Below are 14741 nucleotides of genomic sequence, written 5' to 3' on the forward strand. Positions count from 1 at the left end.
GCTCTGACAGAGGTCCGCTCATCGCTCCAGAGCGGACCAGATTTGCTCAGCCTGCTTCGCATTTTGACCCTGGCTAACCTCTTCAGGGCAAAGCTGGGCGGGGCCTCCTTGACACGGGCTATCCTGAACGGGGCGGACCTCAGGGGAGCGGACCTCTCCGATGCCCATCAGCTCCTTGGGGTACGGGCGCCCATCCTTGGCGAAGAACAGCGAGCGGTTCGCGTTCACCTGATCGGAGTTCAATAGGAACGAGTGTTCACCTTGGGTGCTTAGACCGCCCAAGATAGGGTCAAAAGTGTGACCGCGAGAGCGAGAACCAAGTGCTGCGCCAATGCCCCCTATGCGGGCAAGATGATCCCCGGTTGACCCGCGAGATCTTGGACCCCACTACCGGGAGGACCTTTCGCCTGTATGAATGCCGATGCGGTGGGCGCAAATGGGAACTGCAAGAACCTGAAGGATCTACTCAGCCGCGATAAGGCGCGGTTGCCTTCCTTCAGGTGGACGTACTTGGGCGACAGCAATTGAGAGACGCTCATCCCAAGTCACGTATCCGCATTCCCGGCATCGGTACGCCACCACAGACCTGCCAATGCGGAGGTTCAGGAGTTCAGTGACGATGACACGACTGCTGCCGTGGCAACGATCGCATGTTGGCAAGGCGCCAAGAGTACGGTTGATATCTTCCACACCGACACCTCGACTCGTTATTGCAACCGCAAGGTAGTCCTTGACGGTCTTTGCAACAAGTCGTCGTGACCCGGAATATTCTGACAGAAAATCTGAGACACCCCCTCGATCCACGACGCCCGGCGATACGGCAGCCCCCAGAGAGAACCGCAGGTGCATGACCCCGCTGTACAGGCACAGATTCGGTAGACGCAACTGCGGAAAGGGGCTCCCGCGGGAGCGATTCCACACTAGCTGAGGTTCATGCCCAAAGCCTTAGACTTGTGCCTGGCCACAGCCGCAAAGGTCGCGCCCGACGGCTCCGTCGAGGAGGTGCAGCTCTATGCCTTCGACGTGCTCGCCCTCGGCGGCGAGGACCTGCGGCCGCTGCTGCTCTCGATGCGCAAGACCAACCTCGCGCGCCTGTTGCGCGGCCGGCCGGACGGAATGTTCGTTGCGCCGTTCGAGGCCGGCGAGATCGGTCCGGACCTGTTTCGCGCCGCCTGCCGCATGGGCCCGGAGGGCTTGGTCTCGAAACGGCGCGTTCGGCGCTACAGCAACGGCCGATCCACGGACTGGATCAAGGTGAAGAACCGGACGCATCCGGCCATGTCGCGGGTGATTCGCGCTATGGGCAGCCCTTCTCCGAAACGGGGCGCCATCTGGTCAGTCCAGCCGCGGTCTTGACGCTTGGCCGAATTGCGCTCGGCTCGCCTGGAGGCAGTCGGCGGAAAACTATCCGGGTGGACTTGGAGGCGGCAGGCCGTATTCCCTCGCTCGTTTTGCAGCGATCCTTCGATATGAGGCCGCTTGCTCGAGCAGTTGTGATTTGAAGGCGCCGTCGAGTTCACTGGCCGCAAGCTGTTCAAGCTGCACCGCGCGCTCGAGATACTCCGTCAGCAGCTTCATCGGATTTCGCGTGTCGCTTTTCTGTCAGCTGCCCAAGCGCAGATGGCGGGGCTGCGCCCTGGGGTGGCCAGCCAATCATTGATTTGCAATGCGGCTTCGGCCTGCCTTACCCGCTTCATCAGCAGCTCTCGGGCGGTGCCGGGCGGCAACTCTTCAGCGGCTTTCCGGAATCTTTCAGCTTCATCCGCGAGCCGCTGATTGAACGAGATGGATTGCTTAACGCGGTGACGCATACAACATCTCCCCGAACGACCGCCCCGGCGCTGACACAAACGCATAATGTTCAACTTAGTTTCCGCCTACAGAACCCATTTTAGCCGACCTGACGGCAGGGAAACTTCATCGAAAACACCTAGGCGCGGCTTGGATTCCATCGAGGCCATACCATTCCCTGGTCGAGGCGAGACCTTGCACCAGCGCGCCTAAACAACGCCAAGGGACTCCAGGTAAGGTATAGGGAACCGTCAGCCCTCTAATGCGTTATGGCTTGTTCGGCGGCCCAACGGGGGGAGTCCGCCATTGTCCTCCCAAACTGAATGGCCCCGCGCAGGCCCCCTCTCGCCCCGAGAGACGCATTTATGTCCAATATCGAGGAATTTCCGCTCTCTGTCCATCGCCGGCCCACGGAGTTCGAGGCGCTGGTCGCGGCCGGTAGTGCCGCGCTCGACGCCATTCCTGGGGCGGTTTATCTTTGCGATGCCGAAGGGCTCCTGGTCGCTTACAACAGCGAAGCCGTGGAATTGTGGGGCCGGACGCCCAGCGCTGCCAAGACAGAACGCTTCTGCGGTTCGCATCAACTTTACCTGCTCGACGGCGCCCCGCTTGCCCATAGCGATTGTCCGATGGCGACCGCGATTCGTCTTGGCACGCCCACGCGCAATGGTGAGGTCATCATGGCGCGGCCAGACGGGTCTCGTTTTACAGCACTAGTCAACATCCGCGCACTGCGCGACCACTCCGGTCGTATCCAGGGCGCTATCAATTGTTTTCAGGACATCACCAGACGCAAGCAGATTGAGGAGGAAGTCCGGCGGAAAACGCAGGATCTGGAGGACTTCTTCGAGAATGGCGCCGTTGGGCTTCATATCGTAAGCAGCGAGGGAATTATCCTTCGCGCCAACAAAGCCGAGCTGGATATGCTCGGGTACAGGCCCGAGGAGTATATTGGCCGCCACATTGCGGAGTTTCATGCCGACGCGCCGGTGATTGGCGATATCCTTCAGCGTCTCTCGTGCGGGCAGGCGCTCGAAGCTTATCCGGCGCGGTTGCGGGCGCGCGATGGTTCCGTGAGGCATGTGCTAATTACGTCAAACAGCCGGCTTGTGGACGGCAAATTCACCAACACGCGCTGCTTCACGGTCGATGTGACGCAATTGCGCGCTGCTGAAGAGCAGCGGCGAGCCAGCGAAGCTCGGCTCGCGGCTACCTATGAGGCCGCAAACGTCGGCATCTCGGAAACTGATGAAAATGGCCGGTTCTTGCGGGTCAACGATGCGCTTTGTCGAATCACCGGACGCACGCACAACGAACTGCTCGGAATGACTTTCTCCGACTACACCGATCTCGATGACCGGTTGGAGGATGGCGAGCTATACGCGCAGCAGGTACGCGGTGACATCGCAAACTATGCCGTTCGAAAGCGCATATTACGGCCCGACGGGTCCGTCCGACATCTTGATATTTTCAGCTCTTCCGTGCGCGATGCGGAAGGCCGCTTTCTCTATGGCGTGCGCGTCGCCCAGGATGTCACTGCCACCCAACAGCTCGAGGATCGTTTGCGGGAAGGCGAGCAGCGTATGCGCGATCTGCTTGAGGCCTTGCCCGCTGCGATCTACACGACCGATGCTGAGGGGCGCATCAATTTCTTCAACAGGGCCGCAGTCGAGATGGCGGGCAGGACACCGCAGCCAGGTGACGAATGGTGCGTCACCTGGAAACTCTACTGGCCTGACGGCTCACCCCTGCCGCACAATGAATGTCCGATGGCTGTGGCTTTGCGTGAAAACCGTCCCGTCCGCGGTGCTGAGGCAATTGCTGAGCGACCTGACGGGAGAAGGGTGCCCTTTATTCCCTACCCGACGCCGCTGCGCGACGCAGACGGAAAGTTGGTTGGCGCCATCAACATGCTCGTCGACATCAGCGAGCGCAAGCGGGCGGAGAATGCCCAGAAGGTGCTCATCGATGAGCTGAACCACCGTGTGAAAAACACGCTGGCAACGGTGCAGTCCCTCGCCAGCCAAACTGCTCGGCATGCCGCCGGCCTGGAAGAGTTTCTGCCGACATTCACCGGTAGGCTGCTGGCGCTTTCCCGCGCGCATGATCTGCTCACGATGCGGAACTGGCAAGACGCGCCTTTCGAAAAACTGGTCCACGATATCGTCGCCGCTCTGTCGGGCGGACGCGTCGTGACGGCAGGGCCCCATGTCAGCCTGGACGCGCGGGCGGCGCTGAGTGTCACTATGGTGTTCAACGAGCTTTTGACTAATGCGACAAAATACGGTGCACTCTCTGCGTCGGATGGATTCGTATCACTCACTTGGAAGATTAGTGTCGGCGACCAATCGCAAGGCACTCTTGAATGCGAATGGCTCGAACGCGGGGGCCCCCCTGTTACGCCGCCCAAACGGCGTGGATTCGGCACGCGACTGATGGAGCGCTGTGTGGAACATGACCTCGCCGGAGAGTTCGATTTGATCTTCGATCCGCAGGGCGCACGCTGCACCATGGCATTTCCCGTTATGCTTCCGGCCGCCCATGGCTAAAATGTCCGGCACAAGGGTTCTACTCGTCGAAGACGAAGCGTTAGTTGCGCTCATGATCGAAGACATGCTCGAGGAATTGGGATTGAAGGTGGTTGCCTCCGCCGCGCATGTGAAAAAGGCTTGCGAGCTTGCGACTACCACGTCTTTCGATCTGGCACTCCTTGATGTCAATCTGGCTGGAGAGCGTGTTTTCCCGGTAGCTCGCATCGTGCGCGAACGAAAAATCCCCATCCTGTTCAGCACGGGCTATGGCGCGCCATCTTTGGAGGAGGAGTTCAGAGATGCGCCCGCGATCGGTAAGCCCTTTTCTGTAGACCAGTTGGACCAAAAGTTGCGGGCCCTGCTGTCCGCAGGTGACCAGACGTTGTACGATGGTGGCGGCGACCGCCGCTCGTGACCCGTGACCCTTTGCAGACTTCGTCTTGGCAGGAGGTGAACGAGGCCTGATGTGTCGGCCTGCAGCTCAGGGGCCTGATTTTCCCCGCATCATTAAAGTCCAAGACCGCGTGCACTACGTTTTCCCCGCTGACGTACGAGATCATCGCGCCACCGTGCGAGGGCTGAAGATCGTCCAGCTCGGCAGCTGGGTGTTCCTGCAGATGGATAGCCCAGTAGCCTCGCAGGTGTTCTCTGCCGGAGATCGCCAATTGGTCACAATCGCAGTAGACCACGGCATCCTCGGCGTACATTTCGAGTAGCGCTTCGATATCGCCGGCGCGGTAGGCATCGGGCCAGTCGACGGCGGCGGCCATCGGGTCAAAAGACATACGAGCGTCTCCTCCGCGAGAAACAGAGATTTGGCCGGGGTATCCAGCTGATTCTCTGCGCCAGTCGATTCGCGAAGTCTTTGATTTTCACTCGGCCAAGCCATATGCCGAATGCCATACGGCGCATACTTATCCGCTGGCTGTGATACCCCGTGTCGGACGCTGTGATCGGTCTCCATGTGGCCCATCGCTGCCACGCCCCACGGCCCTGTCAGGGGTAGATCGGACCTAACTTAAACCGGGCCAGACCGTCGCGATTGACCCTGAGCGGACCGTCGGTCCTTGCCCTTTCGACTGTCGGCGCTGGCCTGTTTCCGCCGCCATTGCCCTATTTTGTTCTTAGAGCGGCCTGATTAGGCGTATGCTGCCCCGATGGACCTTCGGCTCATCCAGGCACACCTAGCTCAGGCTGAGCTCCACGTTGCGCTGAGCGACAAGCATATTGCTCGCCAGATCGAAATCATTGACGAGTTAGAGCGCGCGGGCGGCTCGACCGTCCTCGCCTTAGATCTTCTGGCCACGTACCGGCTGCTCCGAGCTTTGCATGTTGAGCACAGGAATGTCATCCGCAGAGAGCTGGGAATGTGAGGCACCTTCCTTGATCTATCTCAAGCGGCGCACGGCTCTATGCCGCTCCATCGGGCTATGAGGGAATGACCTGCCCCTGCGTATTTCCTCCAGATGGAGTTAGAGTCCGGCCCGAAGAAGGACGGACAGATGAAGCGAGCAAGGTTCACGGAAGAGCAGATTATCGCAGTGTTGAAGGAGCATGAGGCTGGGGCAAAGACGGCCGACCTGGCTCGCAAGCACGGGGTCTCGGAAGCAACGATCTACAAGGCCAAATTCGGCGGCATGGACGTTTCAGAGGCGAAGCGGCTGAGGGCGCTGGAGGACGAGAACGCGAAGCTGAAGAAGCTTCTAGCCGAGCAGATGCTCGACGCCGCCGCCCTTCGCGAGCTTCTTTCAAAAAATGGTAGGGCCCGCCGCCAAGCGCGCTGCGGTCGCGCATCTGCAGGCCGTCATGAGCCTGTCGGAGCGGCGGGCCTGTTCGATTGTCGGAGCGGATCGGAAGATGATCCGCTATCGCTCCAGCCGTCCTCCGGACGCGACTCTCCGTGGCCGGCTGCGTGACCTTGCCAACGAGCGGCGGCGTTTCGGCTACCGCCGGCTGTTCGTGCTGCTGCGGCGGGAGGGTGAGCCATCGGGGATCAACCGGATCTACCGGCTTTATCGGGAAGAAGGGCTCACCGTCCGCAAGCGGCGGGCTCGCCGCAAGGCCGTGGGGACCCGTGCCCCGATCCTAGTCGAGGCGATGCCCAACGCGCGCTGGTCGCTGGATTTCGTCCACGACCAATTCGCCAACGGTCGGCGCTTCCGCATCCTCAACATCGTCGACGAGGTCACCAAGGAATGTCTGGGCGCCATTCCGGATACGTCGATCTCAGGACGACGCGTCGCTCGCGAACTGACGGCCGTCGTCCAACGACGCGGCAAGCCAGGAATGATCGTGTCCGACCACGGCACCGAGTTCACCTGCAATGCCATGCTCGCCTGGTGCAGGGACGCAGCTAGCTATCGACTGGCACTTCATTGCACCGGGAAAGCCGATGCAGAACGGCTTCTCGAGAGTTTCAACGGCCGGATGCGTGACGAGCTGCTCAACGAGACTCTCTTCTTCGATCTCGACCATGCCCGCGCCAAGATCGCCAATTGGGTTGCCGACTACAATCTTCAGCGGCCTCACTCGTCGCTGAAATACATGACCCCCGCGGCTTATGCCGCCCACCTCACCGCAACGGACGATCGGCTACGCAACCCCGACCAGCTCCGCCGATCGTCCGTTGCTCCAACCGCGCCACTTGGCGTACAAAGCTCCGAGACTCTAACCGCTGCCGGATGAAAATTCAGTGGCAGGTCAGCTGGGGCCGATGTGGTCTTGTAAAAGATCAGCGGCACTTTGAGGCACAGAGGCCGCCGGTTCGCACTGGCGGCCCGCTGGCGCTCTAATCAGTTAGTGGACCTCTCTGTCCCATTGCGAGCGATCTGCAACGGCATGAGGCAGGCGGCCCTCATGGTCCAAGACGGCGGCAAGATCGCGCAGATCGATACTCGCAGGTCGGGCATTTCATAAAATGCTTGGCTTCGTCTGCGGGCAGATTCTGTCGAAAAAGGCCGCAATTGCGACGAGATACCAGTGATGCTCATTCATAGCAGTGTTGCCTTGAACGGCAACATGCAGGTGTCTTGGGGCCGTGCGGCGCTAGGAACTTTTGCAGTTCGGCTCCCTTGTTTCGAAGTGAACATCCTTCAGCCGGACCGATTTAGTCGTGAGTCTGCTCGATTTTTTTCTCGGCCGGCGCCTGGCCAATAGGGAGTTCAAGGAACGCAAAATCGGAGCGTTCGAGGGGCTTCCCGCGATGGGGCTGGACGGGCTCGGCTCATCCGCTTATGGGCCCGAGGCGGCCCTCACCATTCTCATCCCGCTCGGCGCAGCAGCGACATCCTACATTGGTTGGGTCATGGCGCCGATCGTGGCGCTTCTCGGGATACTGTTCGCCTCCTATTGGCAGACCATTCGGGCGTACCCCAATAACGGCGGCGCCTACATCGTTGCAAAGGACAACCTCGGCACTAATGCCAGCTTGCTCGCAGCTGCTGCGCTCATGGTCGATTACGTCCTGAACGTCGCGGTGGGCATTGCAGCCGGCGTGGGTGCGTTGGTCTCGGCTGTGCCGGTCCTGCATCCTTACATTCTTCCATTGTGCCTCGCCATTCTGGCTTTGGTAACGATCGTGAACCTCCGCGGCACGCTAGATGCCGGCAGGGTGTTTGCTCTGCCTACGTATGTCTTTGTCGCAACTTTCGGCATCATCCTGGCCGTCGGCACGTATAAGGCACTTACGGCCGGCGGATCGCCGCAGCCGGAGGTCCCGCCCCCGCCCGTTGGCAAAGCTATCGAGGGTGCCAGCCTCTGGTTGCTGTTGCGCGCTTTCGCCAGCGGTTGCACGGCCATGACGGGCGTTGAGGCCGTGTCGAATGGCATGACCGCATTTCGCGAGCCCACCGTGAAATATGGTCATCGGACCCTCACCGCCATCGCCGTGATCCTCGGTATCCTGCTGATCGGGATAGCTCTCCTCGCCCGCGTCTATGGAATCGGTGCCATGGATCAGGAACAGGAAGGTTATCGAAGCGTGCTGTCGCAGCTTGCGGCCGCCGTCGTAGGCCAGGGTCTCGTCTACTACACCGCGATCGGTTCTCTCCTGTGCGTGCTGGCCCTTTCGGCGAATACCAGCTTCGTGGACTTCCCTCGTCTTTGCCACGTGGTCGCCGAGGACGGCTTTTTGCCAAAATCCTTCGCTGTCGCGGGCCGTCGCTTGGTCTTCGACATCGGCATTCTCTACCTCGGCTTCACGTCGGGGCTTTTCTTGATCGTCTTTGGCGGCATAACGGACCGGCTGATCCCGCTATTCGCCATCGGTGCATTTCTCACGTTCACGATCTCGCAAACGGGCATGGTCCGGCACTGGCGACGCGCCATCGATCAAGCCGGAGGGCCGAAGGGGCAACTGAGAGCCCATCTTCTGGTCAATACTGCAGGCGCAGTAACTACCGGTATTGCGCTGATTATTATTGTTGCCGCCAAGTTCACCGAGGGAGCCTGGATCACCCTGTTGGTGCTCCCAATCGTCATCATTCTGCTCAAAGTAATAAGGTCTTACTACGATGAACTCGCCACGCAGCTCCGCGATCCGAGGCCGTTGGATCTCAGCGGCTTGAGCCCGCCAATTGTCGTCGTTGCCTTCGAATCCTGGAATAAGTTGAGCGACAATGCATTGAAATTTGCGTTGAGCATCTCACCCAACGTGGTTGGCGTTCACCTGATGCAGCTGTCAGGCCCGGATGCCACTGAGGAACAGCGCATGCTGCGGGAGCAATGGAAGGTCGACGTGGAAGTCCCCGCGCGACGGGTCGGGCTTGCGCCACCGCGTCTCGTGGTACTCCACGCCCAGTACCGCACCATTCAGTTGCCCATCTTGAGAGCGATTGACGAAATCAGAAGCCAATTCCCCGGCAGGCCGATCGCCGTGCTCATTCCAGAAGTGGTCAAGCGGCGCTGGTACCAGCATTTCCTGCATACCCATCGCGCGCTTCGGCTACGCAGGCAGCTGATCGCCCTTGGACAACCGGACCTCACGGTGATCAACGTTCCGTGGCGACTGGATCTGAACAAGAAAGTGCGCGTCGCACCTGGCAGCGCCCACCGGATTGGACAGCCTGCCTAAGGCACGATCTGCGGAGGTCGCGGGACTTGCTGCCTATGGCAAAGACCACGAAAGACCCAGGTGTGTCTGTCCTGATCCAGCGGGCGGGCGGCGAAAGAGCGCTTGTGTCCGCTCGTGGACCGATTTTGTTGAAAAAGGCGGCAGTTGCGACTCGAGGATAGCAGTGATTCAGCCTGTCTAATTGGCAGGATTGAAGATCATGTTTGGCCAGATGCGCGGATGGGCCTGAGCGGAATTTTAGTCTGTTGCCACTGCGGCCATCACGTCGCCTTGGACGGCGCCCCGTGGCTGGACGAGATGCGGCTGTCGGACATTGAGCCCCGCTTCGTATGTCAGGGCTGTGGGGCCCGCGGCGCCGACGTCCGGCCCGACTTTGAGCGAGTTAATCCGAAGATGGCAATTGCGGGCCACCGACCCGAAAGCGATAAAACGTGACAAAGTTCGCGGCCCCACGGCCCTGCGCAGATCCTGACGCCGCGGCGCGCCAGCTAGTCCAGCTTGCCGCCGGCATTGAGTCCGTCCAAGACGGCCGAATCCATATCGAGAAGATCAACGCTCCGTTCCTCTACACGCTGGAAGCAGCGGCCCCGCGTTTGGCGCCGGCATCAGGTATGCCGTCGAGCACGGCTGGCTGATGATCCACGAGAGCGGGACGTATGTGAAGCCACTCACGTGACTGCTCTCGCGGCATGTCAGCACATCTTCACTATTGCCGCCCTTTTGCTTTTGGGTCGTTCATCGTGGCGCCGGGATTTGCCGACCTGGGGCTGCTTGACGCACCTTGGCCGGTAGTGAGAGCCGACGAGTCGGTCTGGCCACCCCCTCCGGCACTGGCTCCGCCGGTTCCGCCTGCTCCGCCGTCGCCGCTTCCACCAGCGCCCGCGCCGGCACCCGCGCCGCCCGCACCACCTGCCCCGCCCCCAGCTCCGCCTTGCGCCGAGGCTGCGGCAATCGATCCGAACACCAACGCGGCTGCTAAGGCAATCGTAGCGATTTTCATGTTGTACCTCCTTGCTGAAGTTTGCAAAAACTGAACGTCGCAAGGATCGTTCCTAAGGCGCGGTATGTGTGCGCACTTTCGCGGTCGAGGCGATCATCGATAGGTGCCTTGAAGCCACCAGACCTCGGCAAGTTAGGACCTGCGATCGTCAAGTCACCGGTCGGGCCGCTTCCTTGACGGCCTGGCCCGTGGTGGCCACGCCGGCGGCGTAGGCTGCTCCCGCGCCAAGAAGAAGGGCGCAGAAGCTTGCAAACATCGCGTAGGCGAAGTGCTTCCGGGCTGCATCAATTTGAGCGGGCGTTGCAGCTGTCGTTGTCGCGCCCACGGTTTCCCGTCCCGTATTGTGCGTCCAGTACGCGACGCGCGTGCTGGCGGAATATGACGGCCCGACGAGGTTGCTGGCGATGCTGGTCGCCGAAGCCGGCAACATCGCCGCCGCAGCGACCACCACCACGGTTGCGACCGCCCAGGCGGCCATCGCATGCCCGACCCGACCGAGGCCAGTCTGATCCGGCGAATTGGCTGCCGCAATGGCCCCACCTAGAAATGCGGCGATGATCCCAGAGACCGCCCACCACACGAATGCGGCCCAGCCTGCGCCGGCAGGCGCCGATGAAGCAGTGGGAATGTCGATTGCAAGCAGACCGATGCCGAACCCCAACATGGTCAGCAGGATCTGGACAACCAACGAAGTGAACACGCCGGCCAGTACGGCTGACCATGTCCAGGCGAAAAACATATTGGGAAGGGTGCGTGTAGCCATGGCGAACTCCCTCGTGCTCCGGTTCCAACGCGCGGTTAAATCGTCCGTTCCTGTTACAGGAACTCCCGATGGGTTCTGAATTTGGTGTTCTAGGAAACAACAGGAGGATGTGCGCCATGACGTTTGGCAGAGGTGCCTTATTGTGGCTGCTCGGTATTCCTCTTCCGGTGATCCTGCTGCTTGCACTGTTCTGGCGCTAGCTCGCAATCGATCGGAGAAGATGCAGCGAAGCCGATTAGTCGGCTGACAACGCCGCAAGATGAAGTAGGCCAGCCAGGCCGCTCGGCTGGACGCTGTGGGCGGGCCGTTTGTCTGTGAGATTTGCGGCCACCGAGGCGCCATCCTGCGCGCCGGCAGCGAGTTTAGAAGGTACCCCACAATAAAGTCGGCCCCAGCTGGGCAGCAACTGAGGCCGTTGGTCTGCTCCGGTTTCGGGGGGTGAGTTGGGGACACCGGAGTAAGGAAGCAATTCGCCAGATTGCGACTTGTTCCCGACTCATGAATCCTGCGGAAAAACTTATCTTCGGCCCATGCGTATGGCGTACGAGCTCTGCCTGGCGACCGCCGGCAAGCAGGTCCCGTCAGGACCGGACTGGATTCATGAGGTAAAGCACGACGGCTTGTAGCGCGTCGATCTGGATGGGAAGCGTATTGCCTCATGTACTGATGCTCCCGGGTGCGATCGGTTGCCTCATTTATTTTGCTCCTGGCTTGAGTTGAGGAGGAGGCCGGGTGCGGAGATGGCCGGGGTTTCGGAGCGCCCGGCCTCCTCCGCTGGTACCTCGCACGTCATTGGGGTGTTGTGACCTCGTACCCTGGCGGCATTTTCTCGCTAGGAGCGAACAGCAGCGCATTCGCTTGCTCGCTGCGCCAGGATTTCAGCCGACGTTGAAGGGTTCGAAGAAGCTTGTTCGGATAGGCTCCAGGATATTCCATCTGCAAGCGCGAGAGCAGTTCGCTGCCAGTCCGCCAAGGCTCAGCTTCAAACCATTTTCGCAAATCTGGCGTTGCTCGGATGAGCGGGTCGGGACGACGTCGGCCTCTTTTCGCCTTCACGAGTGGCCGATCCGTCGGTCGCATGGCTCCGTCCTTCCAGGCCGTGCGCAAGCTTGCCAGGAAGCGATCGATCGGTTGCGATGCCACAGCAGGATGGCCGATTGGTTGGGTATCAGCGAGGGCCGCGAGGCGCTCCTGCACGTCGCGGATGTCGCGCAACAACGCGACTGGATCGAGAGCGGCATAGATTTCTTGGAGATGATGGCTGACAGCGTCAGGCGTGCGGGCGTCCGCTGCCAGGCGCTGGTGTGGTGTAGCCGGCGCGCTGTATGTCTTGCGTACACGGGCACCGTCGCGCTGCTTGGCTATCAATTTGAACGAGGGTTGGAAGAAGTTCACGAACAGCCGCGCCGATCGATAGAGTTCAGCCAGCAGCTTGGCCGCTTCCAGGCCCTCGAACCGACGATAGCCGACTATCCTGCGCACGACGGCGCCGTTCTTCTGCTCGACGAACGCCTGATCGTTCTTCTTGTAGGCCCTGGAACGAGTGACTTCGACATCGTGAGAACGGCACCACGACACGACCGTGTCGTTCATGAAGGCGCTGTCGTTGTCAAAATCGAGCCCCCGAACGGGCCAGGGAAATAGGTTCTGCGCGCGCTCGAGAGCTTCGACCACAAGAGCTGCTTCACGCACGACGAGCGGAAAGCATTCGGTCCACCCCGTTGCGATATCCACCATTGTTAGCGTCTGAATGAACGCGCCGGATACGGACATGCCGCCGTGCGCAACCAGATCCGCTTCGCAGTACCCCGGCGGAGGTGATCCCCAGTCATTGAATGTACGCACCGGGACTTGCCGCCGTACGGCACTGGAAAAGCCCGCCCGCCGTCGGCGTCCTCCGGCTGCTGCGATCTTTACGTCGCTCAGCAGGCGATCGATCGTCGCCGCGCTCACCTTCAAAACCTTCGACCTCTCATCGGCAGAAAGCTTCAATCTGCCGTGCCGTTCAAGAGCCGGAAGCAAAAACGGGATCATCGCGACGAGCCGCTTACTGCAGAGCCGGTCAGAGGCGTCCCATAGCACAATCAGTGCAACGCGAATGGAAGCTCCGTAGGTCCGGCTCCGTCGCCGCGGCACGGCCGATCCCGATGCCCCGTCCACCGACAGTGCTCGGATAGCGTGCTTGCGATGCCATCCCGTAACGGCACACAGCTCGTCCAGGATCCGTGCCTTCTCGAGCCGTCCGCTCGCCCGATAACGCTCCACCAGCGCTGATGTGATCTCGCGCTTTGCGCGCATGCTGATCTTCCCTGCCATACCCGCCACCGAACTGATTCGGCAGCTCCGCCCCAGACACGACAGGGAAGTTGTCCGGTAACATTTTTACTGAGGCAATGCGGGGGTTAAATCCGGACGTCGCTTGACATAGCCACCCCATCTTCGCCCCCGCTCGCTCCCGATCCAAGGGAGCAATTTACGTGAGGCAACGGCTCAGCATCTGGTAACAATTAGGGCGAGGCAATGCGCTCTCTCACCTTGATTGACGCGCTCTTCCATCCTGATCCGCGCGCGACAACGGCTACCGGCTGCTGGTTATCCGGGAGGACAAGCGCGTGCGCCTGCTCTCCCGCAACGGCAGCGACTGGACCAGGCGCTATCCCTGGATTGCCGAAGCCACGCTAAAGATGCGCATTCCGACGAAGTCGGCCGCGGATTCCGAGCGAAGCCGGCCGCCTGTACCGATTGAAGCCGGCCAGGGATTCCGATGATCCCGGCCGCCTACCGAGGCGGGCTCTCGCGACGACGTCGTCATCAGGTCAGTTGGCGGGCTCGTCGTCAAGCGTCTGACGCTTGGCGGCGGCTTTGCGTAGGCTCTCGCCCTTGAGGGTGAGCCTGTGGGCGTTGTGCACGAGGCGATCGAGGATAGCGTCGGCAATGGTTGGGTTGCCGATGAGCTCGTGCCAATGCTCGACCGGGAGCTGGCTTGTCACCACGGTCGAGCCGCGGCCATGGCGATCCTCCATCATCTCCAAGAGGTCGCGTTGCTGCTCGGCAGTCATCGGGGCAAGTCCCCAGTCGTCGAGGACCAGAAGCTCGACGCGCGCCAAGGTCCTGAGGAGGCGAGCATGGCGGCCGTCGCCCCGCGCGAGGGTGAGCGCCTCGAACAGCCGCGGCAGCCGTTGATAGAGCACGGAGCGGTTATCCCGGCAGGCCTTGTGGCCCAAGGCGCAAGCGATCCAGCTCTTGCCGACGCCGGTTGGGCCGATGATGAGCAGGTTCTGATGCCGGTCGATCCATTCGCCGGCGACGAGCTTTTGGAACAGCGGCTTGTCGAGCCCGCGCGGCGCCTTCATGTCGATGTCCTCGACGACGGCGTTCTGCCGGAGGCTGGCGAACCGCAACCGAGCGATGAGCCGCTTGTTCTCGCGTTCGGTCGCCTCACGGTCGACCAGCAGTGCGAGGCGCTCCTCGAAGGCCAGCGTGGCGATGTCGGGCTGTCGCTGCTGTTCGTCGAGGGCCTTCGCCATGCCGTTAAGCCCGAGTGCGACGAGGCGGTTGTGGGTTGGATGTGTCAACATCGTCTCT

The 14741-nt window shown here is 61.0% G+C and carries 13 protein-coding genes and 2 pseudogenes; 9 read left to right on the top strand and 6 right to left on the bottom strand.

The genetic code is table 11. The features are described 5' to 3' along the window. The first annotated feature begins 63 nt into the window (after nt 1-63). Nucleotides 64-246, top strand: coding sequence for a pentapeptide repeat-containing protein (locus tag P6U28_RS24625; RefSeq protein WP_376707334.1), 183 nt, complete (start codon nt 64-66; stop codon nt 244-246). A 753-nt stretch (nt 247-999) separates the two neighbouring features. Then, a pseudogene (locus P6U28_RS24630) lies at nt 1000-1356 on the top strand (hypothetical protein); the annotation flags it as partial. 48 nt (nt 1357-1404) lie between these two features. On the opposite strand, the gene P6U28_RS24635 reads toward P6U28_RS24630, so the two are convergent. Further along, nucleotides 1405-1578 (bottom strand): hypothetical protein, encoded by a 174-nt coding sequence (locus tag P6U28_RS24635; protein ID WP_174221560.1) that lies wholly within the window; start codon nt 1576-1578, stop codon nt 1405-1407. Then, on the bottom strand, nt 1575-1811 hold the full coding sequence (locus P6U28_RS24640) for a hypothetical protein (protein ID WP_122401616.1): 237 nt from the start codon (nt 1809-1811) through the stop codon (nt 1575-1577). Before P6U28_RS24640 ends, P6U28_RS24635 begins: the two co-directional genes overlap by 4 nt. 345 nt (nt 1812-2156) lie before the next feature. Here P6U28_RS24640 and P6U28_RS24645 point away from each other — a divergent pair, with 345 nt between their 5' ends. Then, complete coding sequence (locus P6U28_RS24645) at nt 2157-4340, top strand: PAS domain S-box protein (protein ID WP_122406458.1); 2184 nt, start codon at nt 2157-2159, stop codon at nt 4338-4340. A gap of 1 nt (nt 4341) precedes the next feature. Beyond that, a complete protein-coding gene (locus P6U28_RS24650; protein ID WP_407123112.1) occupies nt 4342-4737 on the top strand; it encodes a response regulator in 396 nt (131 codons plus the stop codon). 175 nt (nt 4738-4912) lie between these two features. Here P6U28_RS24650 and P6U28_RS24655 read toward each other — a convergent pair. Continuing rightward, nucleotides 4913-5107 (bottom strand): annotated as a pseudogene (locus P6U28_RS24655) (nuclear transport factor 2 family protein); the annotation flags it as partial. A 372-nt stretch (nt 5108-5479) separates the two neighbouring features. Between P6U28_RS24655 and P6U28_RS24660 the strand changes: the two are divergent. The 4 genes from P6U28_RS24660 (at nt 5480) to P6U28_RS24675 (ending at nt 9393) form a co-directional block, all read left to right on the top strand. Continuing rightward, entirely contained in the window at nt 5480-5695 is a 216-nt protein-coding gene (locus P6U28_RS24660) for a hypothetical protein (protein WP_407120115.1), read from the top strand. Between the two features lie 129 nt (nt 5696-5824). Then, entirely contained in the window at nt 5825-6238 is a 414-nt protein-coding gene (locus tag P6U28_RS24665; protein ID WP_407120116.1) for a transposase, read from the top strand. After that, nucleotides 6129-7007, top strand: a complete 879-nt coding sequence (locus P6U28_RS24670) for an IS3 family transposase (RefSeq protein ID WP_407120117.1) — start codon at nt 6129-6131, stop codon at nt 7005-7007. Before P6U28_RS24665 ends, P6U28_RS24670 begins: the two co-directional genes overlap by 110 nt. A gap of 427 nt (nt 7008-7434) precedes the next feature. Next, nucleotides 7435-9393: an APC family permease gene (locus P6U28_RS24675; RefSeq protein WP_122401612.1), complete on the top strand. Its 1959-nt coding sequence runs from the start codon at nt 7435-7437 to the stop codon at nt 9391-9393. Nucleotides 9394-10541: 1148 nt separating this feature from the next. On the opposite strand, the gene P6U28_RS24680 is transcribed toward P6U28_RS24675, so the two are convergent. Continuing rightward, nucleotides 10542-11156, bottom strand: a complete 615-nt coding sequence (locus P6U28_RS24680) for a hypothetical protein (protein ID WP_209296577.1) — start codon at nt 11154-11156, stop codon at nt 10542-10544. A gap of 68 nt (nt 11157-11224) precedes the next feature. Between P6U28_RS24680 and P6U28_RS24685 the strand changes: the two genes are divergently transcribed. After that, a complete protein-coding gene (locus P6U28_RS24685; protein ID WP_283809948.1) occupies nt 11225-11356 on the top strand; it encodes a hypothetical protein in 132 nt (43 codons plus the stop codon). 589 nt (nt 11357-11945) lie between these two features. Here P6U28_RS24685 and P6U28_RS24690 read toward each other — a convergent pair. Together P6U28_RS24690 and istB are read right to left on the bottom strand one after the other, a co-directional pair. Further along, entirely contained in the window at nt 11946-13472 is a 1527-nt protein-coding gene (locus P6U28_RS24690) for a transposase family protein (protein WP_407120118.1), read from the bottom strand. Nucleotides 13473-13972: 500 nt separating this feature from the next. Beyond that, the gene (istB, locus tag P6U28_RS24695) at nt 13973-14734 is read right to left on the bottom strand and encodes an IS21-like element helper ATPase IstB (RefSeq protein ID WP_122404610.1); all 762 of its coding nucleotides are present in this window, start codon (nt 14732-14734) and stop codon (nt 13973-13975) included. Nucleotides 14735-14741 lie beyond the last annotated feature (7 nt).

It is taken from the genome of Bradyrhizobium sp. STM 3561, assembly GCF_045571455.1.
In the GTDB taxonomy this organism is placed as follows: domain Bacteria; phylum Pseudomonadota; class Alphaproteobacteria; order Rhizobiales; family Xanthobacteraceae; genus Bradyrhizobium; species Bradyrhizobium vignae.